The sequence below is a fragment of the Mesorhizobium zhangyense genome, from assembly GCF_011045115.1.
Classification (GTDB): domain Bacteria; phylum Pseudomonadota; class Alphaproteobacteria; order Rhizobiales; family Rhizobiaceae; genus Mesorhizobium_M; species Mesorhizobium_M zhangyense.
Genome location: NZ_JAAKZG010000017.1, coordinates 39,313 through 64,947, shown reverse-complemented (window position 1 = coordinate 64,947; position 25,635 = coordinate 39,313). Strand labels below are relative to the sequence as shown.

Below are 25,635 nucleotides of genomic sequence, written 5' to 3'. Positions count from 1 at the left end.
AATTCCCGGTGCGCTTCGGCATCGCCATGCTCAGGCCGATTTGCCGCTGAGCGCATTGCGCCCCTGGGAGAGCACTTCGGCGAAGCGGGCTATTCGCTTGCCCAGATACCGCGCAGCCTCGATCGTCTCCACAGGCAGCGGCTCGCTTTTCGGATCGGTGAAGCTCACGCCATATGGGTTTCCGCCAGCGACTCGCAAAGTGGGATCGGTATAGCCCGTCGGGACGATGATTGCGCCCCAGTGGTAGAACACATTGTTGAGCACCAGCAGCGTGGACTCCTGGCCGCCATGCTGATTGCTGGCACCGCCGAATACACTGACCGGCTTGTCCTGGAGCTTTCCTTGAGCCCATAGCCCACCAGTCTGGTCCAGAAACTGCTTCAACTGTGCTGCGGGAAGGCCGAAACGGGTCGGGGTGCCGAAGACGAAACCGTCTGCCCATTCGAGATCGGCAAGTTCAGCCTCGGGAAGGTGTTTTGTCGCTTCCACATGTGCGCGCCAGTCGGGGCGCGTGTCGATGGCGCTGTCGGGCGCCAGTTCGCGCACCTTGCGGACACGCGTCTCGGCCCCGACCGAACGGGCTCCCTCCTCCACGGCCAGCGCCAATTGATGGTTCTTGCCGGTGCTGCTGTAATAGATGATCGCAATCTTGGCCAAATACCTGCTCCATGAAGTCTGCCGTTCCGCGCGCCTGCGTCGAAGCTCGCAACGTCCAATAGATCGACCGTAGGCGTCGGTTTTCCATCACAATGCACCTATGAGCGGGGACAGACGCTTTTCTGTTCGCAATGTGTGCTGCCATCGAATTGGATCACGTGCTGTTAGCGCGACCGACTTTGCAACAGTCCCGTACCTCAGGAGCAATGCATGGACGCATCCAGACAGGAAGGTCTCGAAAAGCTTCTGGTCAAGGAGCGGCTGCATGAGTTGGAAATGGCCTATTGCCGGGGCATCGACCGGCGCGACCCTGATCTTATCCGATCGATCTTCTTCGAGGACGCGATCGAGGACCACGGCGAGGCCTGGTATGGCACAGGCTATCAATGGGTCGACTATATCTTTGCTGACTATCTGCACCAGTTCGAAGTCACCGCTCATTACGTTCTCAACGAGTGGTACAAGGTCGAAGGCGACGAAGCACAGAGCGAGGTGCACCGCATCTCCTACCACCGCCGTCCGAACGGGGAAGAAATAACGGCCGCCTCGCGAACCTTCAATCGCTACGAACGACGTGAGGGCGTCTGGCGCATCTCATATCGAGGTGTCACGCGCGACTGGATGAAGGAGACGCAGGCCACTCCTGTCGACCCGACCCAGCCCCGGCACATGATCCTGCGGCCAAGCCTGCCGGGATCTGATGATGTTTCTTACCGCGAACTGCCCTTGTTCAAACGCGGTCCGATCGACTGATCCAACACCGAATGTCACTCCCGGAGGGACAGACGACCGCGGCTTGTCAGCTGCATCCTTCACCGCGGACGTGCGACAGGGGAGGAAAAGAAAAATGTTCATGAAGAGACTCGCCGGCCTGGCCGGCGCGCTTGCGTTGGCACTGGCAACGACTGCAGCGTTTGCAGATACCGTGACAATCCGATACTCGTCCTGGCTCCCAACGACGCATTGGCTGGTAGGCGGCTCGCTCGTTCCATACCTGGAAGAGATCGAGAAAGTCACCGAAGGGCGGGTCAAAGTCGAAATACTGCCGAAGGTCGTGGGTACAGCCGCAAGCCAGTTCGACGTGGTGCGCGACGGGCTGGCCGACATGAGCTGGATCGTCGCCGGCTACACACCTGGACGTTTCAAGCTTGCCGAGATGGGTGAACTGCCGTTCAACGGCGATACTGCCGAAATCAGTCCGGCATTCCACCGTGCCTACACGAAGAACCTTGCCCAATACGACGAATTCAAAGGCGTCGAGGTTCTGGCTATCTACGCTGCGAGCCCCGGGCACGTAGCGACCAGGACGCGTCAGGTGAGCGTGCTCGAAGATTTCAAAGGTCTCAAACTGCGCAGCGCCTCCGAAGTCGCCACAAAGTCCCTGACGCTTTTAGGCGCCGTACCGATCCTGAAATCATCGACAGAAGCCTTCGAGATGCTCTCGACAGGCGCGATAGACGGGAGCCTGATGATTCCCGAGACGGTTATCGGAACCAATGCGCTCGACCTGCTGAAGTATTTCACGGTGATCCCCGGTGGTTTCTTCAACACCGTGCATCTGATGATCATCAATCCAGACAAATGGGCTGAAATCTCTCCGGAAGACCAGAAAGCTATTCTGGCTATCTCCGGCGAGAAGCTCGCTCGCACCGTTGGCGACGCTTACGTGACGCAAAATCAGCTCGCCTTCGATGCCATGAAGAAGGCCGGTTACACGATAGACGAGGTCAGCCCCGACGTACTTGCCCGGATCAAGGGTTCACTCAAGCCGGTCGAGACCGAATGGGTCGAGGCTGCCAAGGCGAAGGGTGTTGCAGATCCCGCTTCGGCTTTGGCCGAGTTCCGCGCCGATTTCGCCAGTGCAACTAAATCAGGAAACTGAGGCCCGGAAGGCGGTTAGTCCACCGGTCGCGTTCGCTCGACGCTCGGAACTTTCGCGCCGCAAAATGATCAAGGAGGAAATTTGATGTCAGTTGCCACGGAACCGGTTGCGACGCTCGATCCTCCGGTCTTTGACTGGGACCCGTGGTCGATCGAGAACCTCATTGATCCGTACCCGATGCACCATGCACTTCGGGAAGCCGGGCCGATCGTTTGGTTGAAGAAGTACGACATGTACGCGGTCGGCCGTCATGAGGAATGCAAGACCGTCCTGTCCGACTATTCGCGCTTCATGACAGGCGCCGGCACCAGCATGCAGGATATCCGCAAGCCGGGAAAATTCCGCATCCCGAGCCGCCTTCAGGAAGTCGACCCGCCACTGCATACGCATATCAGGTCTGTTGTGACGCGCGCGATGTCGCCACTCGTCATTCGCAAGATGCGCGAATTCTTCGAGACGCAAGCGCAGGTTGTGGCAGATGAAATGCTGGCCAAGGGTGATTTCGAGGCAGTGAACGAGGTGACCGAGCCATATGTCATCTCAGCTTTTCCGGCTGCCGTCGGCGTCAAGCTAAAGCGCAAGGAAGCGCTGGCGATCGCCGAGATGCGTTTCAATCAAAGCGGTCCACATAACGAGCTTTACGACAAGGCAATGAAGGAGGCCGAGCCGTTCCTCGAATGGTACGAGGAAGCCTGCCAGCGTCGCAGCGTCGTTCCCGGATCGATCGCGGACCTTCTGTTCGAGGCTGAAGAGGCAGGACAGCTCGACGAAGGGGTAGCATCCAATATCGTTCGATCCTTTGTTGGGGGTGGTGTCGATTCCACGATCAGCGCGATCGGCCATGCGCTCCATCATCTGGCGCGCAATCCGGATCAGTTTGCGCTTGTCAAAGCCGATCTGAAGAAGGTTCGCCCAGCATTCGAGGAAGCGATACGCATGGATATGCCGTTCCAGTTCACCTGGCGCACGACGATCCGCGATACGCATCTCGGCGACTATCGTCTCGCTGGAGATACGAAGGTAACGGTGTTGATCGGCTCGGCCAATCGCGACCCGCGCCGGTGGGAAAGCCCGGACCGCTACGACATCTCACGAGAAACTGTGGGCAACTATCTGGGCTTCGGCGTCGCTGACCACAATTGCGTCGGCCAGATGATTGCGCGCCTGGAAGCCGACGCAATTCTGACCGCGCTCATCCGGGGCGCGAAGTCGCTGAAGCTCACGGGAGAGCCCACATATCGGCCCATCAACCAGATGCGAATGCTGGGCCGGCTGCCCCTGCGTATAACGAGAGACCTGGCTGCGTGATCGATAGCAGCGCCCAATTTCAAGAGAAAAAACGCAGACGCTGTAGGGAGAAAGAGATGAAGAGCATTCTTAAGCTGACCATAGCGTTTTGCCTTTCGATGAGCGCGACTTGCGCATTTTCGCAGGACGTGACGATCCGCTATTCGTCCTGGTTGCCGGTCAATCACTGGCTAAACCAGAAGCAGTTCCTCCCGTGGTTTGCCGAAATCGAGAAGGCGACCGAAGGGCGCGTCAAGGTGGAAATGCTACCGAAGACAGTCGGAACCGCGCTCAGCCAGTTCGACGTCGTGAGGGACGGATTGGCCGACATGTCGTTCATTATTCCAGCCTACACGCCAGGCAGATTCCCGTTGATAGAGATGGGGGAACTGCCCCTTCTGGGAGATGACGCATCGACCATGGCGCGGGTGTTTGAACAGAGCTACCGCAAGCATTTTCTGCCTTTGGACGAGTTTGCAGGCGTAAAGATGCTCGCCGTCTACAACATCACTCCGGTGCAACCTTTCAACGCGAAACATCCGATCAGGACAGTCGCTGATTTCAAGGGGCTGAAGCTGCGCAGCCCCAACACTTTCATCACCGCAACGATGAATCGTGTCGGCGCCGTGCCCATCCTGAAATCTTCGATGGAAGCTTACGAATTGCTGTCGACCGGGGCAATCGATGGGCAAATTACGCAGGCTGATACAGTCGTCGTCAACAATATGGCACCACTGATGAAATATGGCACCATCATTCCCGGCGGCATGTCGAATTCCGCACACATCGTCGCCATCAACCCAGACAAATGGGCCGAGATTTCGGAGGTCGACCAGAAGGCGATCGAAGCTGTCACCACCGAGAAGCTCGGGCCATCCATCGGCAAGGGCTTTCAGGACAACGAAATGGTCGCGATGAAGGCTATGGAAGATGCTGGCTACAAGATCGACCACGTGGACGCGAACTTCGTGAAAGAGTTCCAGGCGGTTGTCAAACCGATCGAGGATGATTGGATCGAGCGGGCAAAAGCCAAGGGCGTTGCTGATCCCGCCGCCATTCTGGCGGATTTTCGCTCCGGAATTGCTGCTGCCCACAATTCGGCTCAATAGAAGCCGGGAGATAGGCCCGGTATTTCTGCAAGCATCAGAGACCTTTTCTATTTCCACCGCGCAAATGGACCGGCCGTTGGCCTGTCCCCGGCGCGAGTGACACAGCTTCGCCACCGAAGCTGGTAATCAAACTCCAACAAAAAGACTTGCCGGGAGCCGTATGCCGCCGGGAACGGCTCACTCTCGGAATAACCGGAGGAGAACAAACATGCATATGAGCAGGATTATCGGGCTCGGCTTGGTGGCCAGCATATCGCTCGTCACCACAGCCCTCGCTGAAAATGTGACGCTGCGCTATTCGTCGTGGCTGCCTGCCGCACACCATGTGAACCAAAATGCGATGTATCCCTGGTTCCAGGAGATCGAGAAGATCACGGAGGGTCGCGTCAAGGTCGAGATTTTGCCAAAGGTCGTAGGCACTGCGCAAAGTCAGTTCGACGTCATCCGCGACGGTCTTGCCGACGTCTCTTTTATCGTTCCCGGATATACGCCGGGCAGGTTCCCGGTTGCCGAAATCGGTGAGCTTCCGTTTCTCGGCGACGATACACGTATACTCGCACCTGCCTTCAACCGCATGTACCGCAAGCACATGGCCGGGCTCGACGAATTTGCCGGCGTCGAAGTGATGAGCATCTATTCAAACGGGCCCGGTCACGTTTTCACGCGCAGCCGGCCGGTAAAATCCGTCGATGATTTCAAGGGTTTGAAGCTTCGCGCAACCGGACCAGTCACAACCGAATTGCTTAACATGGTCGGTGCGGTGCCTATCCTCAAAGCATCGAACGAAGCGTTCGAAATGCTTTCGACCGGCGTGATCGATGGCAGTCTCAGCCAGTCCGAAACACTGAAGAATATGAAAATGATCGACCTGATGAAATTCGGAACGCTCATCCCGGGCGGCATCTACCACGCTACGCTGGCTGTCATCGTCAACTCCGACACTTGGGGCAGGATTTCGCCACAGGATCAACAGGCGATCAACGCGGTCTCTCATGAAAAGCTTGCCGAGGCCATGGGGCTCACCTTCTACAACGCCGATGCCGACGGCCTGGAAACGATGAAGGCTACGCCAACGCTTGCCCTCGAAACCGCCAGCCCGGATTTCATCGAGGATTTGAAGAAGGCACTGTCGCCCCTGGACGAACGCTGGATCCAGATCGCCAAGGAAAAGGGTCTTGCCGATCCCGCCGCAGTGCTCGCTGAACTGCGAGCCGAAGTTGCGGCTGCCGAGCAGAAGACCGAATAGACCTCGGTACGAAAGGGAAAATCCGCCATGTTCGCCCGCCTCGAAAAGATAACAGGCATCGCTACGTCGTGCCTGCTCTTCCTCCTCATGCTTCTCACTTTCGTCGATGTCTTTGGCAGGAACGTCCTGAACCATCCGCTCACCGGCGCGTCGGAAGTGACCGAGCTGATGCTGGCCGGCATCATCTTCCTGATGTTGCCGCAGGTCGCCTTCCGGCAGAAGCATATTGTGATTGATCTGATCGACGCGATCACTTCGCCTGTCTTGCGGGGTATCATGAACGTCGCGGCGGCCCTTCTTAGCGCAGCGATGTTCTTTCTCATCGGCTGGCAAATCTACATTCTGGGGCAAAAGGCTATCGGCTATGCCGACGCAACGCCGTCGCTGCATATTCCCGTCGGCCCTATTCTTTATCTCCTGGCATTGCTGGCGATCGTCAATGGCATCGCCTTTCTGCTCACGATTCCAAAGGCTTTCGAAATACCTGAACCCAAGTCGGAAACCGAGGAACTGTCCTTCACCGTGTGACACGGGAAAGGTGCGTTCTCACTAGACAGGTAAGGATACCTCCATGGTTGCTGCAGGCGCAGGGTTTCTGCTGTCGTTCATCATGATTTTTTTCCGCGTTCCCATTGCCGTCGCATTGGGGCTTACCGGCTTCATTGGCTTCGGCCTTCTCATCGGGTGGAAGCAGTCCTCCGTCATGATGGCGTTGACCACACGCGACGCCGCCATGTCCTATTCCATGGTGGTGATTCCGCTCTTCATCCTGATGGGCAATTTCATCGCAGGCACAGGCGTTTCGAAAGAGCTCTACCGGGCAGCCCAGGCGTTTCTCGGTGCCCGCCGGGCTGGTCTTGCCAGCGCAACGGTGCTGTCCTGTGGCGGCTTCGCCATGGTCTGCGGATCAAGCGTCGCAACAGTCGTTACCATGGGCAAGGTGGCACTGCCTTCGATGCGCGCCTTCGGTTATAAGGACAGCCTCAGCGCGGCGACGATCGCATCCGGCGCAACGCTCGGCATCATCATTCCGCCGAGCGTGTTGCTGGTTATCTACGGCATCATGACCGAGACCCATATCGGCAAACTCTATGCTGCCGCTCTTATTCCAGGCGTGCTCGGTATCCTTGGATATATAGCAGCCGTACGCTGGACCGCATGGCGCGACCCCCAGGCGGCGCCCCCCTCACATCCCTCCTCAACGCAGGAGAAGCTGGCGGCTACGCTCAACATATGGCCAGTATTGATCCTGTTCGCACTTGTGCTGGGCGGCATCTACTCCGGCACATTCACGGCCACAGAGGCAGCCGGCATCGGTGCCTTCGGTGCCTTCGTGCTGGCATTGCTGCGCGGGCGCCTCACCATCAACACGCTCTATGAGATCCTGCTGGATAGCGCCCAGGCCACGGCCGTGATCTTCGGACTGTTGATCGGGGCGCTGATCTTCACTGAATTTCTGAACTACACCGGCGCTCACACAGCTCTCCTCTCCTTCGTCCAGGACTCCGGCTTTTCGCCCTTCACCGTCATTATCGTCATCTGCCTGATTTACATTGTGCTCGGTGCGCTGATGGAAGAGCTGTCGATGATGCTTCTGACCGTTCCGCTCTTCTTCCCGATTGTGACCGGTCTCGGCTACGATCCCATCTGGTTCGGCGTTCTTGTCATCGTACTTTGCGAACTCGGCATGATCGCGCCGCCGGTCGGCGTGAACCTCTTCGTCGTGCGATCCTTCGCACCCGAAATACCCATCACAACAATCATGCGCGGTATTGTGCCCTTCGTCGCTGTCGACATTATCCGCGTCTTTGTCATTGCAGCCTTCCCCATCCTGTCACTGTATCTGCCGGGGTTGTTCTTCGGCTGAGCAAGCATCATTTACCCCAAGACCAAAGGCCGGCGCCTCACAAAAGGGCGCCGGCCTTTGACGCTTCCGGTTGGAGAGAAACAGGTCCCCATCATTGACAATGGCCTGCTTCCGTCATCGCCGCACGACCCTGTCACCTGCTCTTGCATCAGCCTTGAAGAGCCTTTTCCCAAGGACAAAAAAGCCCGATGCAAATACATCGGGCTCAAGCCGGGGTCTGACTGAAAATACTGCTAGTTAACCGCAACTGCACCTGTATTGCCGCCATGCAAAGCGCTCCAGAGCGCGAGATACCACATAAGCAGCTCGCGCTGGCTTCCGATGCCGAGGCGCTGATAGGCGCGCTTGCGATAGGTCATCACGCTTTCCTTGCCTATGCCGAGATCGAGCGCGATGCCGCAGGAGGAAAGGCCGTAGAGAATACGCGCGCAAACCTCGCCTTCGCGGCGCGAGAGGTCGGTGGCACTGATCACACAGCTCTGGATCTCGTCGAGCGAAGTCAATGCCGGCGTGAGGTTTGGCTTGCGCTCGAACAGATCGACATGCCGCGCCACGAATGAAATCAAAAGGTGTGCGATGAGCCGGAGATATTCGACCTGCGGTTCGGAGAGGCTTTCACGTTGTGCTGAGCGCAATATGCGTAAGCAGTAGGACGCATTAGCTTTTTGCTCGCAAATCATGATGCGCTGGCGTTTGCCAATGCCCCGCGTGTTCTCCGTGCCCGTAATGTTGCAAACGTCAACGCGCGCGCCAGACGATCCGACCTGGCTTAACTGGCGCTTGACTTCATAGGAAGTCAGATCCGATTTCGGCATCATCGCCGCGCCGACCAGGCTGGCAGACGCCACCTCGGAGAGTTCGTAGTTCTTCAGCTGAAAAATCGCACAATGATCAGCGCCGATGTACCGGTTGAGATAATCGAGAACCTGCTCGGCGAACCCCTCTCGGCCGATGGCTTCTACTATTTCGGAAAGCGACGGAGCCTCCGGTTTTTCGGGTCGATCAGATAGTGAATCCCTAGCCAAGGGCGCTGCGGTCATTGCGTTTCCTCCCTGCAATTCCAATTGCTTGCAAATGACATTACTTTCAAAATGAAAATACTGCAATATGAAAACAATATTGCAGTGCGGTACTTATAACTATCTGTTATTCAAGGATATTAGTCAAAAAATAAACATGACAAAAATCACCAACTTTCGCCATTTGCGCATCGCACACATCTTTCGATGCTCGAAAAAATGCAGAAGAAACCACACGCAAGCGGTTACGTTTCCACCAGGTTCAAGCGGACTTCGAAGCCTGAAAAAACGACGGCCCGCTTCACCGGGAAGCGAGCCGTCGTTTTGGTGCGAAGAGAGGGCTTAGAGTTGGGGATCTGCGATACGCACGGTCAAGCCATCGAGTTCCTCGGTCATGACGAGTTGGCAACTCAGGCGGCTGTTGATCTGCCTGCCCATGGCGGTGAAATCCAGCATCTGCTCTTCGTTCGGCGTCATGGAGGGTGTGTTGGGCAGAAACTCTTCCTGAACGAGAACATGACAGGTTGCACAGGTAAGCCCCCCGCCGCAATCGCCGACTATGCCGTCGAGCCCATGCGCCGTCGCTGCTCGCATCAGGCTCGTCCCGACAGGAACCTCCAGTTCCACGCGCGTTTCGTCAGGATTGATGAATGTAACTTTCGGCATATTGGAAACCTTCTTCTATGTTTTCAAGCTGCCACCAAGCGCAGCGGCAGGTGCTCCAAGGTTCGCAAGGTATTGACCAGGCGATATCTCGGTTCACCGGTGAGCTCTATGCGCTTCACCCGACGGGCGACCGCGCCCAGAATGCACTCCGCTTCCAGCCGAGCGATCATTTGTCCGATGCAGATGTGATGCCCGACACCCAGTGCCAGATGGACGCCGGCGCTCTCGCGATCGACATCGAAGCGATCGGGGTCAACGAACTTGCGCTGATCACGATTGGCCGCACCCAGGAAGGAGCCGACCTTGACGTCGCCTGCCATACGGTAACCGTCAAGATCCGTATCCCGAACGGTGGTGCGGAACATGACCTGCGAAGGAGACTGCAGGCGGATCGCTTCGTCGAAGGCGCCACGCACTTTTGTTGGATCGGCCTTGATCTTCTCCCACTCGCCAGGATTTTGGGCCAGAAGGTTGAGCGTGTGACCAATGCCGGCGATCGTGGTGTCCACACCCGCGCGCAGGAAGGAGCGCACATGGGGGCCGGCAGTGCCAGCTTCGAACTCACCCTTGTCTTCGGCTTCGAAAATCTTCTCGCCAAACCCACCCGGCAGCATCGCCTCGCGCTGGAAGGCTCGCTGAAAAGCAGGCAGGATTGGCTCTACCTTCTCGAGTGACTTCTTAAGCAGCTCGTTGTTCGGGCCGATCTGGTTGAAGTTCATCTCGCCGATATCGAGAAAATTCTCACGCGGCATGTCGACACCGAGAACGTCGGGAAAAGCCTTCAGAATGAAGGCTTCCACGAGGTCGTGCACGGCTTCTATCTCGCCTTGCTCGACGACCCGGTCGGCAATTTTCTCCGCCTCCGCCGCGAACACCTCCCGCCATTGGCGGATAACGATCGGCGAAATCACCTTGGTGAGCGCACCGCGGACCTTCGTGTGGCGTGGAGGATCGATTTCGGTGATGGGACTGGCGGTGCGCCAGGCGCCAGGCTTGCGAATGTCAGAAAGACCAACCCCTCCCTCGGAGGTAAAACGCTCAAAGTCGCTCATCACCGTGCGCACCGCTTCATAGCGGCCGACCGCGTACATGTTGTACTTCTCGATGAAGACTACCGGCGCGGTCTCACGAAGTATCCGGTGGAATTCATAAGGATTCTCGATGTTCTCGTCTGAGAAGGGATCGATGTCGAGAACCGGTGCCTCAGGCAGGCTCGTCGCGGCTGATGTATTGGTCATTTCATTTCTCTTTCGCAAATCGGCCTGGGCTTTGGTGTGCATACTCACCCGCTGATCGCACGCAACGGCAGATAGTCGAGTTGACGCATCTGGTTGATCGGACGGAAGCGTGGGGCGCCGGCGGGCTCCAGCCTGTCAACAGCTTCGACGACCGCCCTGAGGATAGCCTCCGCCTCCAGCCGCGCGATCATCTGTCCGATGCAGATATGGGCGCCAACACCGAAACCGACATGAATGCCTGCCGTATCACGCGATACATCGAACTTGTCGGGGTTTGGCCATTTGCGCGGGTCACGATTTGCCGCCCCAAGGAAAACGCCGATCTTGGTATCGGGTTCAAGCCTTACGCCGGAAAGCTCGGTTTCGCCCGTCGTGGTGCGATACGTCACCTGGAATGGCGTTTCCATGCGCAAAGCCTCCTCGAAGGCCGACTTCACCTTGTTCGGGTTGGCTTTCAGTTCCGCCCATTGATCAGGGTTCTGCGCGAGCAGATTAAGAGTATGGCCAATGCCCGTAATCGTAGAATCGGTGCCGCCGCCGATAAAGGAACGCACCATGTTGGAAGCAATGCCCGGCTCTATTTCGCCCTTGTCCTCGCAGACGAAAAGCGTTTCGCTGATTGAGCCAGGCGTTACGTTTTCACGCTGCGTACTGCTCTCAAACCATTCGAGATAGGGCTGCGCCTTCTCCATCGCGATTCTGTAGAGTTCGTTCTGGGGGCCGCTTTGGTTGAAGCGCATTTCGCCGATGGCAAGCACATTCTTTCGTGGCAGCTTGACGCCGAGCGCATCCGGAAACACCCGGAGAACATACTCTTCGGCAAGATTTTCGACACCATCGAATTCCCCCATCTCGACGATCTGCGCCACAACCTTCTTCGCTTCAGATTCGAATTGCTCGCGCCATCCACGAATGACGATAGGCGAAAGCAACCTCGACAGCACGCCGCGGATGTTGGTGTGGCTTGGCGGGTCGTTCTCCAGCAGCCGGTTCGGCACACGGAATTCACCTGGCTTGCGGATGTCCTGAATGCCGATGCCTCCCGACGCAGTGAAGCGAACGGGATCGTTCAGCACTTCCGATGCTTCCACATGCCGTCCGACGGCATAGACGCCGTGCGGCTTTATCAGCGCGACCGGTCCAGTCTCGCGCAGCTCTTCGTGAAACGGATAAGGGTTTTTGAGTACATCGGTCGCATAAGGATCGATATCGAGAACCGGCGCCTCCATTAGCCTGTTCCTATCCACCACTGCAGTCATTCAAAGTCTCCGATTCCTCATCCGTTCTGCGCTCGTCAAACGAAGCGCTTAGATCGAATGGCGTTTTCGAGAAAAGCCACCTTCCAACAGCATAGCGAGAACGCGTCCACGCGGTCTGTCCCCCCTCTTGGGGATTACGACTGCCGCGGGAAACCACGCTTCTCTTGTAGCGCTTGGAGCATCCGTCCCTCATGGGAGGGATACACCCGCCATGCAACGACATGTCAAAGGAACAGTCCATAGGAAATTCGTATGGCCGTTTTCTTTCGCGCTCCCGACCGAAAGCCCGTATCACACCAATGAAACAAGCATGCTCAAATCAATCGTAATTGCCGGTGCCGGACAGGCTGGTTTCCAGACTGCGGCTTCACTGCGGCAGGACGGTTTTGAAGGTGCGGTCACCTTGATCGGCGACGAGCCGGGCGTCCCCTATCAACGCCCACCGCTCTCCAAGGCTTATCTGCTTGGCAAAACGGATGTCGCCGGCCTGTGCTTCCGCCCCGAAAAATTCTTCTGCGACAACCACATCGAGCTTGTCAGCGATCAGGTGACGGCGCTCGACCGAACGAACCGCAGAGTGACGCTTCGCTCGGGATCGTCACTGGACTACGATCATCTGGTGCTGGCGACCGGCGCCCATAACCGAGCGCTTCCAGTTCCGGGTGCCGAGCTCGATGGCGTCTTCGGCCTGAAAGACCTCGCCGATGCGGATGCGCTGGGGTCGAGACTCAAACAAGCGCGCAATGTCGTGGTGGTTGGTGCAGGCTTCATCGGCCTCGAATTCGCGGCGGTAGCCCGAGCTGGCGGCGCGCAAGTACATGTTCTCGAACTCGCCGATCGCCCCATGGCCCGTGCGGTGTCGAAGGAAATGTCGGATTTCTTCACCGCCGCACATACAGGCTGGGGCATCAACCTGGATTTCCGCCAGGGTCTCACCCGGATCGAGGGCGCGGAAGGCAAGGTCACCGGCGTCGAATTGACAGGCGGGCGAAAGCTGCCGGCGGATCTTGTAGTTTTCGGCATCGGCGTTCTGCCGAATGTGCAACTCGCCGCAGAGGCCGGGCTCGACATCGAAAACGGCATCAAGGTCGATTCCTACCTGCTGACCTCCGATCCGACGATCTCCGCCATCGGCGATTGCGCCATGTTTCCGAGCCAGCATGCCGGCAGCCCGATCAGGCTGGAATCGGTCCAGAACGCTGCCGACCAGGGGCGGGCTGTTGCGGCCAGGCTTGTCGGCAAGGCCGCGCCTTACGCCGCGGTGCCGTGGTTCTGGACCGATCAGGGTGACCTGAAACTCCAGATGGTCGGGCTTTCCACCGGCCATGACACCACCGTCAAACTGGGCAACCCCTCAGACAAGAGCTTCACGATCCTGCTGTTCAAGCGCGGACACCTCATCGCGACGGAATCGGTCAACCGGGCCGGAGACTTCATGGCAGCCCGCAAACTGCTGGCCCGTCAACCAACTTTGTTGCCCAAGGACGCAGCAGCGGAGGGCTTCGATCTTCGCGCCTGGGAAGCTGCCAATCGGTAAGGCGCGAACCGTCGAGACATAAAGGAGAGATAAGCAATGCCACGTGCAGATGAAATGACCGGCCGTAACGACAATGAGAAAATCGTTCTCGGCTTTTTTCAGAATTTGATGAAGAAGGACCTGAACGCCTTCGCCGATCTCTGGGCAGATGACGCCGTTCAGGACATGCCTTTCGCGGCTGGAGTTGACGGTCTGGAATCGACCTGGCACGGCAAGGAAACGCTGCTTCGCCATTACAACAAATCCATTCCCAATCGCCGGGATCACGTCTTCCACATCGATCATCTGCACCAGACCGCCGATCCCGACGTGATCGTGGTGGAGGCTCGCGGCAAAAGCACTGTCGGCGAAACCGGTCGCCTCTACGATCAGCGTTATGTGTTCATCTTCAAGCTGCGCGACGGCAAGATCGTGCTCAACCGCGAGCACTTCAACCCGATCATCTTCCAGAAGGCGTTCGACGGCTTCACGGTCGGCGTGGGCGGAAAACACTGAGGAGAATGCCAATGCCACGCGCAGATGAAATGTCGCCACGCACGAAGACTGAGGAGACGATCCTCAAATTCTATACCCTTCTGATGACCAAGCAGTTCGACGCCTGGGGTGAGCTTTTCACCGACGACGCCACGCAGGAGAATCCGTTTGTTCCGGACCTGAAGGGGCTGGACAAGGAATTCAGCGGAAAGGAGCGGATTGTCTTCCACTACCGCACGGTTCTGACCAAACGACGCGGCCATGTGTTTACCATTCATGACATCCATGAAAGTGAAGATGGAAACAGCGTGATCGTCGAGGCGAATGGTAAAAGCGAAGTGCCGGAAACCGGTCGCATCTATGATCAACGCTACGTGATGATCTTCGGCCTTCGCGACGGCAAGATCGCCTCGCTCAGGGAATATTTCAATCCGCTGGTGTTCCAGAAAGCCTTCGAGGGTTTTCTGGTCGGGGATGGCGCCATCAAACACTGACGCCTGATCCAACCTGTTCGAAAACCTTCGAGGCCGCCCATGTATGAATTTCGCTTCTATTCGGTCGCGCATGGGCGCATGGCCTCGGAACTGGCGCTGGTCTACGACATGGCGATCGCTGGCGCGCCGGATGTGCCGGGCGGCCCACCTGTCCACACGGAGTCGCTGTGGGAACGGTATGGTGTGCCGAAGCCGATCGGATCCTGGACGGCGCTGAGTGGACGCCGTACACCGGCGTTCCTCTACATCATGAAGTGGGACAGCCTCACGCAGCGCGACGAGCGTTTTCCCCGCTTCTGGACCGATCCGTTCTGGCGAGCGCGACGCGCGGAACTCACGGACGGAATGCCGCTTGTCGACAGCATCGAGAACTGGCTGCTCGATCCTTCGCCGGCATGGGCAACGGCGCGCGTGGACGAAGCCTCGCAACCCGTCGGTGGCGTACACGAGATGCGCATCCAGCATGTTCTCAATGGATCGCAGGCCCATGCGGCAGACGTTCTCGGCGAAGTGGACCTGCCGGCGTTGCAGGTGCTTGGCGCGCGCCTGCTTGGCGTATTCGAAGTGGTCATTGGGCCTGAACGGCCGATGTTCGTCACCATGCTTGCGTGGCCGGATCTTGAAACCCAGCATCGCGCCTGGTCAGAAATGGATCGCGACCCAAAAATCGCCGCGCAAAGGCAAAAGGAATTCGCCCGTTACGGCCGGGGTCTCATCGGCACACTTGACCAGTATCTGCTTGAGCCCATGCCCTGGAATACCCCGCTAGCCAATTTCGGAGTCTCTCGATGAGTGCTGCGCAACTCTCTCCCGCCATTACAATCGACGAATACTACGAGCTCCGGCTCTACCAGATGATCCCGACGCGCATGCCGGAGTTTCACGATCTGATGGGTGTGCAGGTGCCGGCGATCTTCGCACGAAACGGCATTCCCAGGCCGCTTGGCTTCTGGGAGAGCCATGCTGGCCCGCTGGCGCCGCTCTATGCCTATATTCTCCCCTGGACCAATCTCGACGAGCGCATGCAGGCGTGGAAGCGCTTCTATGCAGACCCCGAATGGATCGAGAAGCTCGGCGCGAACTATGCCGGGCAACAAAGGGTTGATCGGTCGAATATCTTCATTCTGCGTCCCTCACCCGTCTGGGCACAGTTCAAGGATACCAAAGCCTCGGGGCCGATTGAGGGAGTGCATGAGCTGCGCTTTCATGATGTGCTCAATCAGGACCCAAACAAGGCGCATGAAGCGCTGGCGCAGCATGACCTTCCATTCCTGATTGCTCGCGGTGCCAGAGTGCTTGGCGTGTTCGCGACGTGGTTCGGCACACGCGTCAACCAGGCCGTGACCATACTTGCATGGCCAGACGCTACGACGATGCAACAGGCGTATCGGGAGCACCAGAGTGATGATGCGATCATAGCCACCCGCGAAGCCGAGCGGCGCGCTCACGGCCGGCCATTGCTGCGCGGCACGGATGTTCACATCATGCGGCCGATTTCCTACGGAGTTCCGCAGGCCAATCTCGCTCCACGCCCCTGAATGCCGGCCGCTTCAGGCCGGCAGCACATTTACGCTGACGCTCTTGAAACGCCAGCCAGCCGGCGTGCGCGCGAAGGTCGAGGTGTAAGTCCCACACATGGCGATCTTTCCCGGCCCGTCGCGCCAGTCGGTGATCAGCGCGCGGCAGAGTCCTTTGGCCTCGTTTGGCCCGTTCCCACGTTCGATCAGCACATCGGTCATCTGATGGCGGAACTTTCGGTCAAACCGTTTGATGATCGAATTCTCGATCATCTCTTTTAGTTTTTCATGACCGACTACGGTTTCGGAGGGTAACCCCGAGCCACCATGCGCGACAGGCGGCGAATTCTCTCGCGTCCAGCTGCCATCCTCCACAAACAGCCCCGCAAATGCCTCCAGATCGCCCGCGTCGGCAAAATGCGCATAGCGCGCAAGGAGATTGCGAAGCGCCAGTTCATCGGCGACGGGAAGCTGAGTGTCAGGCATTTTTTGCACCTTCAGGGTCAGGCAGAAGAAAGGAAAGACCGCGCCCACAAGCGGACGCATCCACATTGCCTATTCGGAATAAACACCCGCTTCCAGGAGTTTTTTCGAGGCGTAGTCGCCACCCTGCTTACGCGTGAAGAACCCCGAGGTAAGCCCGCCATCGATCGGCAGCACGACGCCGGTAATGTATGACGCTGCGTCGGAGAGAAGCATCAGAGCCGCACTTGCCATTTCCTCCGGCATTCCCATGCGACCAAGGGGCGTGCGGTCATTGATGTTTTCGATGAAACTCGGAGGCATGTTCGCACGCAGAAGCGGGGTGTCCACGAAAGCCGGCGCGATGCAATTGACGCGAATGCCGTGCCGCCCCCATTCGATCGCCAGATTCTTGGCCACGCCGCCGACAGCGTGTTTTGAAGCAACGTAGTGGGTTCGGCCAGCATGACCGCCAAGTCCGTCAAGAGAACCTATCAAGACCATCGAACCCTTGCCGCGCTTGATCATACGGCCGCCGATTTCGCGACAGGTGAAAAAAAGGCCCTTCAAATTGACATCGATCACATCGGAAAAATCCCGCTCATCCAGTGCCTCGGCTGGCGCAGTACGGGAAATCCCGGCGCAGGCAAACAATCCATCGATCGGGCCAAGTTCCTTCTCGAACATGTCTACGGCTTGTTTGGTCCCCTCCTCGTCGCGCACGTCCAGGGCATAGCCCGTGGCCTTCACTCCGAAGGCACGGATTTCAGCGAGAACCTTGTCGATGTCATCGTGACGAAGATCCGCAATGGCCACATGCGCGCCGTCTCTTGCCAGAGCAAGTGCGCCCGCCCTGCCGATGCCGGAAGCTCCGCCGGTTATGCACACGACGCGATCTTTCAAACCGTAATTCATCATGCTGCCTGTTCCAGAACTAGCGGGCAGCACCAGGTTCGGTGTCCCGCCCATTGAATTTGAATGTGCGTCGTGCGCCGCTGGATTTCGCCAACGGCGCACTGGGAGGATCAACCCGACATCAATGAACGCTCCGCCAATGTCTCGGGCTATCAACGAACTCTAGCGTCGCCCGGTCGCAGATATGTCCCCGACGCTAGGGACCGTGGCCAACCCGTGCTTGCTGCATCCTCTCGCCGTGCAATCGCGAAAGGATGCGAAATGGTCGAGGTGAAGCTTCGTCCGCTGTTCGGCATGTGGGCTCATACCGCCAATGGGGCTACCCATATCGGCGCGGTCCCGGTCGGGTACCAGAGGCGGGTGGTCTTCGTTACAGGCGGTACCTTCCAAGGTCAGCGTCTCAATGGGAAGGTCCTGCCTGGCGGCGGCGATTTCCTGATGATGCGGCCGGATGGCGGCATGCATCTCGACGTGCGGCTCGTCCTCGAAACCGACGAGAGCGAACTCATCTACATGACCTATGTCGGCCGCCGCCACGGCCCGCCGGAAATTATGGAGCGGTACAAGAATTCGGAAGCCGTGGCTTACGGCGAGGATTATTTTCGCACCATCATCCAATTCGAGACCGCAGCACCTCGCCTGCTTTGGCTAAACGGCATACTGGCCATCGGCGCAGGCTATCGAACCGCCGAGGGCGCCGTTTACGAGGTCTTCGAGATTCTCTAGAGCGGTTCAGTTTTTGATAGAATCGTTGAACCGCTCTAGGTTTTTATTCTACGCAATTCCGGACGGAAAACCGGTTCACACTTTTCCTGGAATTGCTCTAGCCAACGTTGGCCGCTTCAGAAAGCCGCTTTGATGATGCCAGTCATCTCGCGCTCGCTCTCGATGGCGCGGATGTTGGCCTTGATGCGTGGGTTTGCAAGCGCAGCCTTCGCGATTGCCGGGATCTGGTCACGTTCGACGCCTGCATCGCGCAATCTTCCGGGAAGGCTGAGATCGGCAACGATGCCCGATACGATATCCGCCAGTTGCTCACCGGGCCGGCCCATCGTCATCGCCAGAATGTCTTGCCGCTCTCGCGAGACGGGGAGATTATAGCGGAGCACATGCGGAAGCATGATGCAGGAGGTGATGCCATGCGTCATGCCGGTGACGGCGCTGAGTGCATGACCGATGCCATGGCTTGCGCCATGGGGTACGCCAACAGTCGCACCCTGGATCGACATCCAGGCTGCGACCTGGCAAGCCAGCCGAGCCTCCAGATTCTCCGGCTCTTTGCTGCTTACCGGCAGCCAGCGGGCAAGCACGCGCGCAGCATAGAGCGATGTCGCATCCGAGTAAGGCGTCGGCTTCTTGGCGCACCATGTTTCAACTGCATGGTCGATCGCGCGCAGGCCGGTGCTCAACCAAAGCTGTCGGGGTGTAGCGAGGGTCATTTCCGGATCGAGAATGACAGCGTCGGGCGCCAGATCCTGATGATGAAAAGCGTCCTTGACGCCGGTCCGCTCATCCGTGATCCCGGCATATTGCGTGTATTCGGCACCCGAAAGCGTCGTCGGAATTGAAATCAGATAAGGGCGCGGTGACGCCGCCGTGGTTGCCGTCTTCAGGCGATCGAGGTCGGCAGCGTTGCGCACATTGTTTGTCAGGCAGATGCGCGCGGCCTTCACGGCCTCGACTACCGAGCCGCCGCCGATCGCGACCACTGCCTCGACACCCCTGCTGCGGAGTGCCGTCGCGATGCGAACGACATCCTGACGCGGCGAGTTCGCGCGTATGCCGGTGACGGTGTTTTTCAGCGTATCGCCTAAAATTCCGGACACTCTCGCGGTCAGGCTGCCCTCACCCGTAAGGCTCGTGTTGGTTACGATCACCGTTTGCGTCACCCAGAATTCCTTGGCGACCCTGGGCAGAGCCTGCGCGACAGGTTCCCCGTAGACTACCATTTGACGGGACGGCGGTTGAAAACGACCGGGGGTGATCATTTGGGCTTCCTTTTCCAGAATTATGATGCGGCAGGACGAGCCGATCGCGACCCAACCTCACCGTCAGTTTTGCGTTGAGCGTTGGCTACCCTTCGAGATCGATCCACAACGATTGCGGAGCGCGGAAGGCGAACGCCGGCGCGTATTCGACCTTGCGGTCACTGACGAGACGGGCTTTCGGATATCGCTTGCTGAATTCCTCGAGCATGGTCTTCATCTCGAGCCGGGCAAGGGGCGCTCCCAGGCAGATGTGGATGCCGTTGCCGAAGGTAAGGTGCCTGCGCGCATTGGCCCGGCGTACATCGAAACGATCCGGCTCATCGAAATATTTCTCGTCGCGATTAGCGGAAGTGAAGGAGATCAGAATATTGGAGCCGGCCGGTATCCGGGTTCCCGATATCTCGACGTCGCAATTCGTGCGTCGCCGCCAGTTGACGACAGCGCCATACATCCGCAGCGCCTCTTCGACGGCATTGGGAACGAGCGACGGTTCGGCGCAGATGGCTTCCCAATTCTCACGCTCGGTCAACACGGCATTGATAGCGTTTGTGACCTGGCTCGTCGTCGTCTCATGGCCCGCAAAGAGCAGGCCGAAGGCAGCGGAGTTGATCTCGTTAATCGTTAGAATCTTGTCGTCGCCATTTCTCAGGCGCAGGAGGTTGCTCGCATAGTCGTCGCGTGGCTCTTCGATGCGCTTGGCGACCAAATCGACGCAATAGTGCCAGAATTTGAGCAGGTTGTTCGCTGCCTCAACCTGTTGCCGGTGCGTCGGACGCGAGAAGCTGAGCAGAAGGCGGTTGGTCGACCATTCCTTGACCTGCGCGGCATCCTCCTCAGAAATACCTAGCATCAGGAAAATGACCCGCGCGGGAAGCTCATAGGTGAATTCCTTGAGCAAATCGACGCGCCTTTTGCCATGCATGCGGTCGAGTGCGTCCACCACCAGCCGGCGGACATCGTCCTCAAGGTAGGAAAACTGCCTGATATTCAGGAGTTGCGCCGCCGAATTGCGAATGCGCGTGTGGCGCGGCGGATCGCAATTCACCTGGATCCCTTCGAGGGCGTAGCCGCCATTCTGAAGTATTGCCAGCGCCTCCGGAGATACCGGGGAGATCGGGGTGTTGGCGTTCGCCGCAGAAAACCGCTCCGGGTCTCGCAGAATGGCGAACACATCGTCGTAGCGCGTCACCACCCAGTGGTCGATGTCCGGAGAATAGAAGATCGGCTCTCTCTTGCGCGCAAGCGCCAGGGAGGCATGCATCTCCTGATGGTCGAACGGATCATAGCCGTGCCCGATGCTGCCGGCAGGGCATCGGGCATCAGGTGTATCCCAGATTTTCGCCAGATCGCTCATGACCGGCCTCTCTTCGCGGGTAGGAGATTAAGGTCGAAATCTACCTGGTGTCCGGCGACCGGTCTGTCACCATACCGGGGACCATCGCCCCTAGAGGCTTCTCAAAAACCCGACGATGAGTTCCGATGTCTTTTCGGGCGCTTCCTGCTGGACCCAGTGACCGACGCCATCCAGCATGTGAATGCCGCGAATATCGGTCATGCGCGGAACCGGATCGTCGAACCGATCAATGCCGGGAATCATATAACGCGTCGGCTCCTGAATGCCGCCGATAAAAAGGCTCGGCTGGTCTATATTCCGCTCGGCGTATGGCAACATCTGCTCCCAGTCGATGTCAGCACATCTGTAGCGATTGAGCGGTCCACGCAATCCGCTTGCCCTGAAACTCTCCGCGTAAAAATCCACGTCTGCCTGAGACAGCCAATTGGGAAGATCCACCGGATCGGGCAGGCCGTCGAGAAGCCGCTCCGCATGTTTCGGGCGGATCAGAACATTGTCCTTGATCGAGGCGTCCGCTGACAGGCTGGTAAAGAAAATCCGCACGAACCTCGGCAAATCTGCTTCGAACTCAGCTTCCGCCGCACCCTCCTTCTGGAAGTAGACCTGATAGAACAGGGTGTCTGCATAAAGCTTCTTCCAGCTTTCCGAGGGCTTGAGCTGTGGATGCTTCGACGCTGGAACCGAGATGCCGACGACCGCCCTTATCTTTTCCGGGTGCCGTATCGCAGCGGCATAGACCTGCACCGCACCCCAATCATGGCCAACGATCACAGCGCCCCTTAGATCGAGCGCATCGATCACATCGACAATGTCCCCGGCAAGGTCGGCCACGGAATAGGCCGCAATCTCTTCCGGCTTGTCCGAACCGCCATAGCCTCGAACATCCAGTGCGGCCGCCATGTAGCCGGCTCCAGCGATAGCCGTGATCTGGTGACGCCATGAATACCAGGATTCCGGAAATCCATGGACCATGAGAACCAACGGCCCCTCACCCGCAACAGCCAATCTGAGCCGAATGCCGTTTCTTCCGACGACATTCCTGAACGTCACCTCTTCCGTCACCTGAACTTCCTTCCCTTGGAGGCTTACTGAAGTTCGACGGGTAGCGAGCGCGGCGCCCGGAACACATAGGTGTGTGCGTGGTCGATTTTCTGGCCTTCCGAGAGGCGCAAGCCCGGGAAACGCCGGGTGAACTCTTCGAGCATGATCTTCATTTCGAGACGTGCCAGCGGCGCGCCGAGACAGACATGAAGGCCGTTGCCCATTGTCAGATGCTTGCGGGCATTCTTGCGACGGATATCGAATTTTTCCGGGTTCTCGAAATGCTTCTCGTCACGGTTGGCGGAAGCAAAGGACAGCATGATGTTGCCACCCGCCGGGATCTTTACGCCGCCGATCTCGACTTCGGTCTTTGCCCGGCGTCGCCAATTGATGACCGCCCCGCAATAACGGAAAGCCTCTTCGACGGCGTTGGGGATAAGCGAAGGATCTGCGCAAAGCGCTTCCCAGTTTTCACGCTCGGTCAAAAGCGCGCGGAACGCGTTGGTCAACTGGCTGGTCGTTGTTTCATGGCCTGCAAAGACAACGCCGTAGACGACTGAAGTCAACTCGTTCAGTGTAATGACGCTGTCGTCGCCGTTGCGAAGCTTGAGTAGATTGCTGGCGAAATCGTCCTTCGGGTTCTTCATACGATCAGCGACCATATCCACGCAGTATCGCCAGTAGTCGACCATATGTCGGGCGCCGTCGACCTGCTGCTCGTAGGTCGACGGGCTGAAATTCATGATTGTGCGCTTGCCAGCCCACTTCTTGACGTTGTGAGTATCCGCCTTCGGTATGCCCAGAATGAGGAACAGCACCTGCGCCGGAAGTTCGTAGGTGAAATGGGCTAGCAGATCGGCGCGCTCCTTGCCGTGCAGAGCGTCGAGCGCCTCGGTCACGAGCCGCCTGATATCGCTCTCGAGTTGCGCGAAGGTGCGGATGTTCAAAAGCTGCGCGGACACGTTCCGGACACGCGCGTGACGCGGGCCATCGCAGTTGGACTGAATCGCCTCGGCAGTAAACTTGCCATTCTTCAGGATATCCAAGGCATCCTGATGCAGCGGCGTGGCAGATTCGCTGGTGTTCACCGCCGATATGCGCTCGTGGTCATGCATGATGGAAAGCACGTCATCGTAGCGCGAGATGATCCAGTAACCGGTATCCTGATCGTAGAATACCGGTTCGTTGCGCCGTGCCTCGGCAAGCGCCTCGAACATGTCCTCGTGGTAGTATGGCGTGAAACCTGCGCCGGCCCCATGAAACGGGCAACCGCTTGTGCTTTTTACCGGTGAGATATCATTCATGTACGCACCTCCCAATACGAGTGAACTTGAATTGTCTCACGTTTGCACGTGACCCGCTGTCACTTTGCGCGGTTACGTCCTCAAACGACGGGTCCTGCGCGAGCAAGACAGGTTGGTTCGGTCAGGCAGGCGACCAGCCGGATGACAACGCAATCTGGCCGCCATCGACATTGAGCACCGCGCCCGTAACGTAGGAAGATTGATCCGAGGACAGGTAGGCCATGGCATCTGCCATTTCCTCGGGCCGCGCCGCGCGCGCCATGGGAATGCGCTTGCGCCGTTCGATGAAACGGTTCGGATCGATTTTTTCCATATCCTTGATGATCTGCGTATCGGTGAAGCCGGGGCAGATGCAGTTGACGCGGATGTTGTGCTTGGCCCACTCCACGGCCAGCGACCGTGTAAGACCGAGAACACCTGCCTTGCCGGCGATGTAGCCGACATCCCCCGGATAGGCGACCATCGCCGCCAGGGACGCGACGTTGACGATCGCGCCTTTCTTGTTGGCGATCATGCTCTGCGACGCGGCCGCCTGTGACCAGTAAAACGGAGCATTGAGATTGACGCCGAGAATGCGCTCCCATTCGGTATATGCCTCTGCCGGCTGTATCGTGGCGATGCCGGCATTGTTGAGCAAGATATCGACGCGCCCGTGGCGAGACACGACGTCCTTGACGGTTTGCTGTGCCACTTCCTTGTCGGCGACATCGCCTTGGATAGCGAAAGCCTTGCCGCCGGCAGCCTCAACCGTCTTGGCCGCGCTCTGGGCAGTTTCAGCCTTGATGTCGACGATAACAACGGTAGCGCCCTCCGACGAAAAGAGCTTGGAGGCTGCAAGGCCCATACCCGATCCGCCACCGGTGATGATCACGATCTTGTCCTTGAACCTCATGATATCTCTCTCCCTGTTTCACTATCGCAAGAGAGGTAATTCAAGGCAGCCGGTTGCGTCTGTACCTCGTTCAGGGACATTCGGGCGGCAGTATGCAGAAGGCCGCCCTCCCCTTGGGGAGAGCGGCCTTCGACAAGGATTTTGGGAGTTGGAAGCTGAACGCGCCTTATTGGGCGAGTTCGAATTTGCCATCCTTCACGGTGAGAACCGCCGCGCCATAGTGTGGGTTACGTCCCTCATCCATGGACCAGGTATGATTGCCGATCACGGTCGGCTGGTCGCGCAGCGCATTCATTGCGTCCTTGACCTTTTCCCGATCCGGGTTAGGGCCGGCTTCCTTGATCGACTGCACGGCAAGCGTGGCGAGCGCATAACCCATCGCCGCCCAGTTGTCAGGCCCGTTCCCGTATGCGTCAGTGTAAGCTTTCACAAACTTCTGATTGAGCTCACCCTGATCGCCGACAAAATAGTCTGATACGACGAACGCGCCTTCGGACGCACCGCCTGCGGTTTCAATGAAGGAATCGGAACCGAATGTAGACGGCCCGAGGAAAAGCACATTCGTCGGAACACCGCCCTGACGCGCCTGCAGCAGCACGTTGGAACCGACTTCGGCCGGAGCGGCCACGAAGAAGGCGTCGATGTCCTGCCCGGCGAGCTTGGTGGCAAGCGCCAGGAAATCTGTATCAGAGGAGAGTATCCCCTCTTCCGAAACGATCTCGACGCCGGCATCCCCTAGCAGCTTCTTGAAAGCGTCCTTCTGGCCGACGAAGCCGTCATTGGCGCGATCGAAGACAAGGCTCACCTTTTTCACGCCGAGCTTCTCGACTGCATATTTGCTCAGATGGCCCATGATGTCGGTGCCGACGGATTGCACCTTCATGGAGTACGGACCTGCGTCCAGGATAGCCTTGGATGAGCCGATGACGAACATCGGAACCTTGAGCTCATTGGCGACCGGCGCTCCGCCCGTAGCCTCGAGGCTGGTGGTGGGGCCGATGATCATGAGCACATTGTCGCTCTGCGCGAATTTGCTGACCAGCGTGATGGTTTGGCCCTTGTCGCCGGCAGAGTCGGCTTCGATAACATCGATCTTCGTGTCGCCCAGCACGCCGGACTCGTTGGCTTCCTTGATGGCGAGCTTCATGCCGTTCTGGATCGGCACGCCGCCGAAGGCATAGGCGCCGGTGAGCGCGTTCATCACGCCGATCTTGATGTTCTCAGCTGAGCCGGGTGCAGCAAAAGCGGTCATCGCCAGCATTGCGACACTGCCGGCCAGCAGTGTTCTGCGTAACAGTTTCATGATCTTCCTCCCTTGGAATAAAGCGATGCGTGATACGAACTCTGGCCTCGAAGCATCTCAACGATGCTCCGAGCATGCCTATCTGCCTGGTGAGCGTTCATGCACTCTTGTGGCGAAAAGAATT

At 58.1% G+C, this 25,635-nt stretch carries 26 protein-coding genes; 13 read left to right on the top strand and 13 right to left on the bottom strand.

What is annotated here, in order from left to right:
• Window positions 1–30: 30 nt before the first annotated feature.
• Window positions 31–657 (bottom strand): NAD(P)H:quinone oxidoreductase, encoded by a 627-nt coding sequence (wrbA, locus tag G6N74_RS26455; protein WP_165120988.1) that lies wholly within the window; start codon window positions 655–657, stop codon window positions 31–33.
• Between the two features lie 210 nt (window positions 658–867).
• Here wrbA and G6N74_RS26450 point away from each other — a divergent pair, with 210 nt between their 5' ends.
• From G6N74_RS26450 to G6N74_RS26420, 7 genes are all read left to right on the top strand, one after another.
• Window positions 868–1,410: a nuclear transport factor 2 family protein gene (locus G6N74_RS26450; RefSeq protein WP_165120987.1), complete on the top strand. Its 543-nt coding sequence runs from the start codon at window positions 868–870 to the stop codon at window positions 1,408–1,410.
• 94 nt (window positions 1,411–1,504) lie between these two features.
• Complete coding sequence (locus G6N74_RS26445; protein ID WP_165120986.1) at window positions 1,505–2,539, top strand: TRAP transporter substrate-binding protein; 1,035 nt, start codon at window positions 1,505–1,507, stop codon at window positions 2,537–2,539.
• An 84-nt stretch (window positions 2,540–2,623) separates the two neighbouring features.
• Window positions 2,624–3,847: a cytochrome P450 gene (locus G6N74_RS26440; RefSeq protein WP_165120985.1), complete on the top strand. Its 1,224-nt coding sequence runs from the start codon at window positions 2,624–2,626 to the stop codon at window positions 3,845–3,847.
• Window positions 3,844–4,935, top strand: coding sequence for a TRAP transporter substrate-binding protein (locus G6N74_RS26435; RefSeq protein WP_165120984.1), 1,092 nt, complete (start codon window positions 3,844–3,846; stop codon window positions 4,933–4,935). Before G6N74_RS26440 ends, G6N74_RS26435 begins: the two co-directional genes overlap by 4 nt.
• A gap of 214 nt (window positions 4,936–5,149) precedes the next feature.
• Complete coding sequence (locus G6N74_RS26430; RefSeq protein WP_165120983.1) at window positions 5,150–6,181, top strand: TRAP transporter substrate-binding protein; 1,032 nt, start codon at window positions 5,150–5,152, stop codon at window positions 6,179–6,181.
• A gap of 27 nt (window positions 6,182–6,208) precedes the next feature.
• Complete coding sequence (locus G6N74_RS26425; RefSeq protein WP_165120982.1) at window positions 6,209–6,709, top strand: TRAP transporter small permease; 501 nt, start codon at window positions 6,209–6,211, stop codon at window positions 6,707–6,709.
• A 43-nt stretch (window positions 6,710–6,752) separates the two neighbouring features.
• The gene (locus tag G6N74_RS26420; protein ID WP_165120981.1) at window positions 6,753–8,048 is read left to right on the top strand and encodes a TRAP transporter large permease; all 1,296 of its coding nucleotides are present in this window, start codon (window positions 6,753–6,755) and stop codon (window positions 8,046–8,048) included.
• A gap of 233 nt (window positions 8,049–8,281) precedes the next feature.
• Here G6N74_RS26420 and G6N74_RS26415 read toward each other — a convergent pair whose 3' ends face one another.
• The 4 genes from G6N74_RS26415 to G6N74_RS26400 all read right to left on the bottom strand — a co-directional run bounded on the left by G6N74_RS26415 (window position 8,282) and on the right by G6N74_RS26400 (window position 12,230).
• The gene (locus tag G6N74_RS26415) at window positions 8,282–9,154 is read right to left on the bottom strand and encodes a helix-turn-helix transcriptional regulator (RefSeq protein WP_165120980.1); all 873 of its coding nucleotides are present in this window, start codon (window positions 9,152–9,154) and stop codon (window positions 8,282–8,284) included.
• A gap of 255 nt (window positions 9,155–9,409) precedes the next feature.
• Window positions 9,410–9,733, bottom strand: coding sequence for a 2Fe-2S iron-sulfur cluster-binding protein (locus tag G6N74_RS26410; RefSeq protein ID WP_165120979.1), 324 nt, complete (start codon window positions 9,731–9,733; stop codon window positions 9,410–9,412).
• A 23-nt stretch (window positions 9,734–9,756) separates the two neighbouring features.
• Complete coding sequence (locus G6N74_RS26405) at window positions 9,757–10,971, bottom strand: cytochrome P450 (RefSeq protein ID WP_205826877.1); 1,215 nt, start codon at window positions 10,969–10,971, stop codon at window positions 9,757–9,759.
• 44 nt (window positions 10,972–11,015) lie between these two features.
• Window positions 11,016–12,230 carry a cytochrome P450 gene (locus tag G6N74_RS26400; protein WP_165120977.1) on the bottom strand — a complete coding sequence of 405 codons (1,215 nt, stop codon included), beginning with the start codon at window positions 12,228–12,230 and terminating at the stop codon, window positions 11,016–11,018.
• Window positions 12,231–12,540: 310 nt separating this feature from the next.
• On the opposite strand from G6N74_RS26400, the gene G6N74_RS26395 reads away from it, so the two are divergent.
• Genes G6N74_RS26395 through G6N74_RS26375 form a run of 5 tightly spaced genes read left to right on the top strand, consistent with a single transcriptional unit; the run spans window position 12,541 to window position 16,273 of the window.
• Window positions 12,541–13,767: an NAD(P)/FAD-dependent oxidoreductase gene (locus G6N74_RS26395; RefSeq protein ID WP_165120976.1), complete on the top strand. Its 1,227-nt coding sequence runs from the start codon at window positions 12,541–12,543 to the stop codon at window positions 13,765–13,767.
• Window positions 13,768–13,803: 36 nt separating this feature from the next.
• Window positions 13,804–14,262, top strand: a complete 459-nt coding sequence (locus G6N74_RS26390; RefSeq protein WP_165120975.1) for a nuclear transport factor 2 family protein — start codon at window positions 13,804–13,806, stop codon at window positions 14,260–14,262.
• An 11-nt stretch (window positions 14,263–14,273) separates the two neighbouring features.
• A complete protein-coding gene (locus tag G6N74_RS26385; protein ID WP_165120974.1) occupies window positions 14,274–14,735 on the top strand; it encodes a nuclear transport factor 2 family protein in 462 nt (153 codons plus the stop codon).
• A gap of 39 nt (window positions 14,736–14,774) precedes the next feature.
• Complete coding sequence (locus tag G6N74_RS26380) at window positions 14,775–15,527, top strand: NIPSNAP family protein (RefSeq protein ID WP_165120973.1); 753 nt, start codon at window positions 14,775–14,777, stop codon at window positions 15,525–15,527.
• Window positions 15,524–16,273 carry an NIPSNAP family protein gene (locus G6N74_RS26375; RefSeq protein ID WP_165120972.1) on the top strand — a complete coding sequence of 250 codons (750 nt, stop codon included), beginning with the start codon at window positions 15,524–15,526 and terminating at the stop codon, window positions 16,271–16,273. Before G6N74_RS26380 ends, G6N74_RS26375 begins: the two co-directional genes overlap by 4 nt.
• 12 nt (window positions 16,274–16,285) lie before the next feature.
• On the opposite strand, the gene G6N74_RS26370 is transcribed toward G6N74_RS26375, so the two are convergent.
• Both G6N74_RS26370 and G6N74_RS26365 read right to left on the bottom strand, forming a co-directional pair.
• Window positions 16,286–16,804 carry a nuclear transport factor 2 family protein gene (locus G6N74_RS26370; RefSeq protein ID WP_165120971.1) on the bottom strand — a complete coding sequence of 173 codons (519 nt, stop codon included), beginning with the start codon at window positions 16,802–16,804 and terminating at the stop codon, window positions 16,286–16,288.
• Between the two features lie 3 nt (window positions 16,805–16,807).
• The gene (locus G6N74_RS26365) at window positions 16,808–17,683 is read right to left on the bottom strand and encodes an SDR family NAD(P)-dependent oxidoreductase (RefSeq protein ID WP_205826876.1); all 876 of its coding nucleotides are present in this window, start codon (window positions 17,681–17,683) and stop codon (window positions 16,808–16,810) included.
• Window positions 17,684–17,890: 207 nt separating this feature from the next.
• Between G6N74_RS26365 and G6N74_RS26360 the strand changes: the two genes are divergently transcribed.
• Entirely contained in the window at window positions 17,891–18,355 is a 465-nt protein-coding gene (locus tag G6N74_RS26360; RefSeq protein WP_165120970.1) for a DUF3237 domain-containing protein, read from the top strand.
• Between the two features lie 116 nt (window positions 18,356–18,471).
• On the opposite strand, the gene G6N74_RS26355 is transcribed toward G6N74_RS26360, so the two are convergent.
• The 6 genes from G6N74_RS26355 to G6N74_RS26330 all read right to left on the bottom strand — a co-directional run bounded on the left by G6N74_RS26355 (window position 18,472) and on the right by G6N74_RS26330 (window position 25,511).
• The gene (locus G6N74_RS26355; RefSeq protein ID WP_165120969.1) at window positions 18,472–19,617 is read right to left on the bottom strand and encodes an iron-containing alcohol dehydrogenase; all 1,146 of its coding nucleotides are present in this window, start codon (window positions 19,615–19,617) and stop codon (window positions 18,472–18,474) included.
• Window positions 19,618–19,702: 85 nt separating this feature from the next.
• Complete coding sequence (locus G6N74_RS26350) at window positions 19,703–20,971, bottom strand: cytochrome P450 (RefSeq protein ID WP_165120968.1); 1,269 nt, start codon at window positions 20,969–20,971, stop codon at window positions 19,703–19,705.
• Window positions 20,972–21,061: 90 nt separating this feature from the next.
• On the bottom strand, window positions 21,062–22,033 hold the full coding sequence (locus tag G6N74_RS26345; RefSeq protein ID WP_205826875.1) for an alpha/beta fold hydrolase: 972 nt from the start codon (window positions 22,031–22,033) through the stop codon (window positions 21,062–21,064).
• A gap of 23 nt (window positions 22,034–22,056) precedes the next feature.
• The gene (locus tag G6N74_RS26340) at window positions 22,057–23,316 is read right to left on the bottom strand and encodes a cytochrome P450 (RefSeq protein WP_165120967.1); all 1,260 of its coding nucleotides are present in this window, start codon (window positions 23,314–23,316) and stop codon (window positions 22,057–22,059) included.
• A 121-nt stretch (window positions 23,317–23,437) separates the two neighbouring features.
• Complete coding sequence (locus G6N74_RS26335; RefSeq protein ID WP_165120966.1) at window positions 23,438–24,208, bottom strand: SDR family NAD(P)-dependent oxidoreductase; 771 nt, start codon at window positions 24,206–24,208, stop codon at window positions 23,438–23,440.
• Between the two features lie 166 nt (window positions 24,209–24,374).
• Window positions 24,375–25,511 (bottom strand): ABC transporter substrate-binding protein, encoded by a 1,137-nt coding sequence (locus tag G6N74_RS26330; protein WP_165120965.1) that lies wholly within the window; start codon window positions 25,509–25,511, stop codon window positions 24,375–24,377.
• Window positions 25,512–25,635: the final 124 nt, after the last annotated feature.

Coding starts and splice junctions, on each gene's coding strand:
- G6N74_RS26420 (WP_165120981.1), top strand. CDS start 6,753: ATGGTTGCTGCAGGCGCAGGGTTTCTGCTGTCGTTCATCATGATTTTT.
- G6N74_RS26390 (WP_165120975.1), top strand. CDS start 13,804: ATGCCACGTGCAGATGAAATGACCGGCCGTAACGACAATGAGAAAATC.
- G6N74_RS26410 (WP_165120979.1), bottom strand. CDS start 9,733: ATGCCGAAAGTTACATTCATCAATCCTGACGAAACGCGCGTGGAACTG.
- G6N74_RS26380 (WP_165120973.1), top strand. CDS start 14,775: ATGTATGAATTTCGCTTCTATTCGGTCGCGCATGGGCGCATGGCCTCG.
- G6N74_RS26385 (WP_165120974.1), top strand. CDS start 14,274: ATGCCACGCGCAGATGAAATGTCGCCACGCACGAAGACTGAGGAGACG.
- G6N74_RS26355 (WP_165120969.1), bottom strand. CDS start 19,617: ATGATCACCCCCGGTCGTTTTCAACCGCCGTCCCGTCAAATGGTAGTC.
- G6N74_RS26340 (WP_165120967.1), bottom strand. CDS start 23,316: ATGAATGATATCTCACCGGTAAAAAGCACAAGCGGTTGCCCGTTTCAT.
- G6N74_RS26350 (WP_165120968.1), bottom strand. CDS start 20,971: ATGAGCGATCTGGCGAAAATCTGGGATACACCTGATGCCCGATGCCCT.
- G6N74_RS26330 (WP_165120965.1), bottom strand. CDS start 25,511: ATGAAACTGTTACGCAGAACACTGCTGGCCGGCAGTGTCGCAATGCTG.
- G6N74_RS26445 (WP_165120986.1), top strand. CDS start 1,505: ATGTTCATGAAGAGACTCGCCGGCCTGGCCGGCGCGCTTGCGTTGGCA.
- G6N74_RS26425 (WP_165120982.1), top strand. CDS start 6,209: ATGTTCGCCCGCCTCGAAAAGATAACAGGCATCGCTACGTCGTGCCTG.
- G6N74_RS26405 (WP_205826877.1), bottom strand. CDS start 10,971: ATGACCAATACATCAGCCGCGACGAGCCTGCCTGAGGCACCGGTTCTC.
- G6N74_RS26450 (WP_165120987.1), top strand. CDS start 868: ATGGACGCATCCAGACAGGAAGGTCTCGAAAAGCTTCTGGTCAAGGAG.
- G6N74_RS26360 (WP_165120970.1), top strand. CDS start 17,891: ATGGTCGAGGTGAAGCTTCGTCCGCTGTTCGGCATGTGGGCTCATACC.
- G6N74_RS26335 (WP_165120966.1), bottom strand. CDS start 24,208: ATGAGGTTCAAGGACAAGATCGTGATCATCACCGGTGGCGGATCGGGT.
- G6N74_RS26370 (WP_165120971.1), bottom strand. CDS start 16,804: ATGTGGATGCGTCCGCTTGTGGGCGCGGTCTTTCCTTTCTTCTGCCTG.
- G6N74_RS26400 (WP_165120977.1), bottom strand. CDS start 12,230: ATGACTGCAGTGGTGGATAGGAACAGGCTAATGGAGGCGCCGGTTCTC.
- G6N74_RS26365 (WP_205826876.1), bottom strand. CDS start 17,683: ATGGGCGGGACACCGAACCTGGTGCTGCCCGCTAGTTCTGGAACAGGC.
- G6N74_RS26395 (WP_165120976.1), top strand. CDS start 12,541: ATGCTCAAATCAATCGTAATTGCCGGTGCCGGACAGGCTGGTTTCCAG.
- G6N74_RS26440 (WP_165120985.1), top strand. CDS start 2,624: ATGTCAGTTGCCACGGAACCGGTTGCGACGCTCGATCCTCCGGTCTTT.
- G6N74_RS26375 (WP_165120972.1), top strand. CDS start 15,524: ATGAGTGCTGCGCAACTCTCTCCCGCCATTACAATCGACGAATACTAC.
- G6N74_RS26430 (WP_165120983.1), top strand. CDS start 5,150: ATGAGCAGGATTATCGGGCTCGGCTTGGTGGCCAGCATATCGCTCGTC.